General features: G+C 37.4%; 5 protein-coding genes. All 5 read left to right on the top strand.

Annotation, left to right across the window (positions count from 1 at the left end):
• Positions 1 to 797 (top strand): hypothetical protein (locus tag PLA12_14455; GenBank protein ID HOQ33691.1); only part of this gene is annotated, 797 nt, incomplete at its 5' end.
• A gap of 203 nt (positions 798 to 1,000) precedes the next feature.
• The gene (locus PLA12_14450; protein ID HOQ33690.1) at positions 1,001 to 1,783 is read left to right on the top strand and encodes a hypothetical protein; all 783 of its coding nucleotides are present in this window, start codon (positions 1,001 to 1,003) and stop codon (positions 1,781 to 1,783) included.
• Positions 1,784 to 1,824: 41 nt separating this feature from the next.
• Positions 1,825 to 3,111: a phosphopyruvate hydratase gene (eno, locus tag PLA12_14445; protein ID HOQ33689.1), complete on the top strand. Its 1,287-nt coding sequence runs from the start codon at positions 1,825 to 1,827 to the stop codon at positions 3,109 to 3,111.
• 91 nt (positions 3,112 to 3,202) lie between these two features.
• A complete protein-coding gene (locus PLA12_14440) occupies positions 3,203 to 3,499 on the top strand; it encodes a hypothetical protein (protein HOQ33688.1) in 297 nt (98 codons plus the stop codon).
• A gap of 30 nt (positions 3,500 to 3,529) precedes the next feature.
• A partial coding sequence (locus tag PLA12_14435; protein HOQ33687.1) for a PhoH family protein occupies positions 3,530 to 4,377 on the top strand: 848 nt, incomplete at its 3' end.

Raw genomic sequence — 4,377 nt, 5'->3', positions numbered from 1 at the left:
CTCTTGAATATTTAATTTCGCAAGATGGAGATTTATGTTCTGATTGCTATATTCACGATGAGGAACACGAAAAGATAATAAAGGATATTATTGAAAAATATGAAGAGAACAATGGATATGAACCAGACCCCGATGATTACAAAATCAATTTTTTCGATCGCTTTTATAATCTTTCTTTATTTAGCCTCTCACCGGATTTATATGATTATATCTGGGTAGCAAACAGCTATCGGTTTCTAAGTTTAGAAATGGGTATGGAATATGTAGTATTGGCAACAATATACGGAGAAAAATTTCTGGATGATATATCAAAAGGGAAAATAACTTATTATCATATACAAAGGCTGAATGGAAATACTTATCCTTCCTATAAACTACCAAAAGTACTAACAACAATTTTGGAAGTAAACCCTGAGTTAGTGGGAAGAAAAAAAGAATTAATAAAAGAAATAATGTTAAATTTCGCTTTGGAGCATAGTAACTGGTACAAATCAAGAATAGAAGAGGGAATTAAAAAAAGAAAAGAAGTAAAAGAGGGGGAGAGTATTGAACCAATTTTTATACTTAACGAATGTGATCTAAAAGAGAGAGAAGGAACTCTTTTTTGGTTTGAGCAGTTAGGAACAAAAGACGATATTGATGGTATAAAAAAATTGACATTAGACCTACCATTAGATTATCCAATACGAGAAGATAAAAAGGAAATTGACGAAAAGTACAAGGAAGAATATTTACAGAAGGTAAAGGTATTTCAGAGTCGGGTAAATACATTGATTGAGCGTTTATCCAGACAATAAATATATCGAGTCGTAAGAGGGCAAGGTATTAAGTGGTATTGATTAAAATAGAAAATGATGGTTATATGATATAAGCACCTAATTTTTGTATAAAAGTATATTTTTTGTTTTGTTGTTTTGGTAGTATATAAAGCAGAGGGGTAGTTTTATATTTTATCCCTTTATTAAGAGTTTTTTAAGAATTTTATTTTTTAGGGTTTGTTGTGTTAAAGCGTGTGTTAAAGATGAGTTTTTGGGTCTGGTATGATTATATGGGGACATGGTTTGTTTTTAATTTGTGTTTTATTTGTCCGATGATATTTTTGTCTATACCTTTGTGGTCTTTTGAGGGTGAATTTTTTTCTTTGTCGGGGATTTTTTTGTTTTTGTTGATGGGTGCTTATTTTTTCTTTGTAAATGTTTTTGTTTCATCGTTTACGGTTGCTATTTTTGAGCATAAAGATGGGTTGCGAGAGAAATTTGTATATGCTTTGCGAATAGCGGTGTTGAAGGCGGTTCCTGTGTTTTTTTTGTTCTTGTTGTTGTTTTTGATTTTATGGGTAAATGTTTGGTTTTATGTGAGTGGCATTTTTTTAAATTTTCTATGGGCAAAATATGTTTTGATGGGTTTTTTTATTTGGTTTGGGGTGTTTACTTTTCTGGCTCTATTGTGGGTGATTCCTTCGTTGTCGTTTAAGAATATGGCTTTGTGGAGGTATATTTACTGGGGTTATGTTCTTTTATTGGCAAATCCGTATTTTAGTTTTCAGGTGCTTTTTTGTTATACTATGATATGTCTATTGAATGTGTTTCCTTTGTTTTTCTTTTTTATAGGTATGGTGTTACCCTCTATTTTTTTGACCTGTGCCTATGAAATTTTATCCCGAAGATATGAGGGACTTCAGACCTCAGGGGATAAGTTGGAAGATTATCAGATTTTTAAGGATTATGAAGATGAGTTCCTCAACCGAAGTTGGGAACATCTTATAAAACCATGGAAATTATAAATATGTATTAACCTTTTAACTATTATGGAAAGGGAGAAATTATGACAAGGATTACAGCAGTGCAAGCACGCGAAATATTAGACTCTCGTGGAAATCCGACGGTAGAGGTGGATGTCTATTTAGCATCGGGTGCGGTAGGTAGAGCGGCTGTTCCGTCTGGAGCGTCTACGGGCGAAAATGAAGCGGTAGAACTTCGTGATGGAGATAAGAAGCGGTATATGGGTAAGGGCGTAACCAAAGCCGTTAAGAATGTAAATGAAGTGATTGCGGAAGAATTGTTAGGTATGGATGCATTGGAACAGCGTGAAATTGACCGTATGCTGTGTGAGTTGGATGGTACCCCGAATAAGGGGAAGTTGGGCGCTAATGCTATCTTGGGTGTTTCTCTTGCGGTAGCGAAAGCGGCGGCAGAGACTCTTGAAATGCCTTTATATCGTTATATCGGTGGAGCCAATGCTCATGTGCTTCCCGTTCCGATGATGAATATTTTAAATGGTGGTAAGCATGCCGATAATAATGTAGACCTGCAAGAATTTATGATTGTTCCTGCGGGGGCTTCTTGTTTCAGTGAAGCATTGCGGATGGGAACTGAGGTTTTTCATGCGTTGAAGAAAGTGTTAAAGAATCAGGGTTTGAATACTGCAGTAGGTGATGAAGGTGGTTTTGCTCCCGACTTAAAATCGAATAAAGAAGCCATTGAAGTTATATTGAAAGCGATTAAAGAGGCTGGCTATAAGTCCGAAAAGGATGTGTGGATTGCCCTTGACCCCGCGGCAAGTTCCTTTTTCAACAAAGGTAAGTATATTTTGCTGTCGGAAGAGCAAAAGGAAAAAAGTACAGATGAAATGGTAGAATTCTGGGTTGAATGGAAGAATACCTATCCGATTATTAGTTTAGAAGATGGACTTGATGAAAACGATTGGGCGGGCTGGAAGAAACTCACAGAGAAATTAGGGAATAAGATACAACTTGTGGGTGATGATATTTTTGTGACCAATCCGAAATATTTGTCTCGTGGTATAAAAGAAGGTGTTGCCAATTCTATATTGATTAAATTAAATCAGATTGGAACCTTAACGGAGACGCTTGAAACCTGTCAGATGGCACATCGTGCTGGATATACGACGGTTATTTCCCATAGAAGTGGAGAAACAGAAGACGCAACTATTGCGGATGTTGCCGTAGCCATAAACGCGGGTCAGATTAAGACGGGTTCTACTTCCCGTAGTGACCGTATTGCCAAATACAATCAATTGTTAAGAATCGAAGAAGAATTGGGTAATCAAGCAGAATATTTAGGGTTAAAAGCATTTGCTCCTTTGAAATAAATCCGTATATATCACCGTTTTTATGTATAATTTATATATGTAATTGGTGTATAATATATGTAATAAATAAAGGAGCATGTGACGCGAGTTAATGCAGAGATTTAAGCAGATACTATATTTTATAGTAGTTTTGACAGTAGCGTGTTCCTTTGCGTATACCTATTTTGTCCATCGTGATATTGCGAATCGTTATAAGGAAGTGAAAAAAGCAGAAGTTCAATTCCAGCAGTTAGTTCAACAAATTCGTGATTTGGTAACGCAAAAGAATGTATTAGAAAAAGAAATAGAACGACTTAAATCAGACCAGCTGAGGCAAGAAGAAGCCGTGCGTAAAAATAAAGGCTGGGTCAATCCTGGTGAAAAGGTTCTAAGGCTGGAAGAACAATGATAATGGAGGTTTTTTATCAAATAATCGGGCATGAGTAAGATTCGATTAAAGAGAGAAGCGATTTCAACCCATGAAATCGTAATTCATAATCATGATGAATTGATTAAATTATTAGGGGTGAATGGTGAAATTCGCAAGCGGGTATGCGACCAGACGCGGGTACAGGTGATTGACCGCGGAGGAAAGGTCCTTTTAATTGGCGAATATGAAGAAGCCCGTAAAGTAAGCGATATTCTTCATCATTTGCTTTATGCGGTTCGCAAAGGATATACGCCAACCCCTGCTGATTTTGACCTTGCATTGGAAGATTATCCAGATATGAAAAACAATATGGCTGTAGCTGAAACGACGGAAATACAATCTGCAAAAACTCCCATTCCGGGACTAAGACCCGAAATAAAAGTTCAGCCTCGTTCGAAAGGACAGGTGGAATATTTAGAAACTATTCAGCAGTGCGAAATGACCTTTGTAATAGGTCCTGCAGGCACCGGAAAAACTTATCTTGCGATGGCTTCTGCGGTATCGGCTCTACTAAATAAACAGGTGCGGAGGTTGGTTTTAACTCGTCCGGCGGTGGAAGCCGGTGAAAATTTAGGTTATTTGCCGGGTGCCCTCGAAGAGAAAGTCCATCCTTACTTACGACCTCTTTACGATGCTTTATATTCTATGGTAGATTTTGAACGAGTCCAGCGATGGATAGAACAGGAGCGGATTGAAGTGGCGCCGTTAGCTTTTATGAGAGGTCGTTCATTAGACCATGCCTTTGTGATATTGGATGAAGCCCAGAATACAACGAGTGACCAGATGCTCATGTTCCTGACGCGTTTGGGTGAGGGCTCGCGTGCAATTATAACAGGTGATATAACGCAGATTGATTT

The sequence above is a fragment of the Candidatus Hydrogenedens sp. genome, from assembly GCA_035378955.1.
Classification (GTDB): domain Bacteria; phylum Hydrogenedentota; class Hydrogenedentia; order Hydrogenedentales; family Hydrogenedentaceae; genus Hydrogenedens.
The sequence above is the reverse complement of the archived record's forward strand: the minus strand, read 5'-3'. Positions and strand labels throughout refer to the sequence as shown.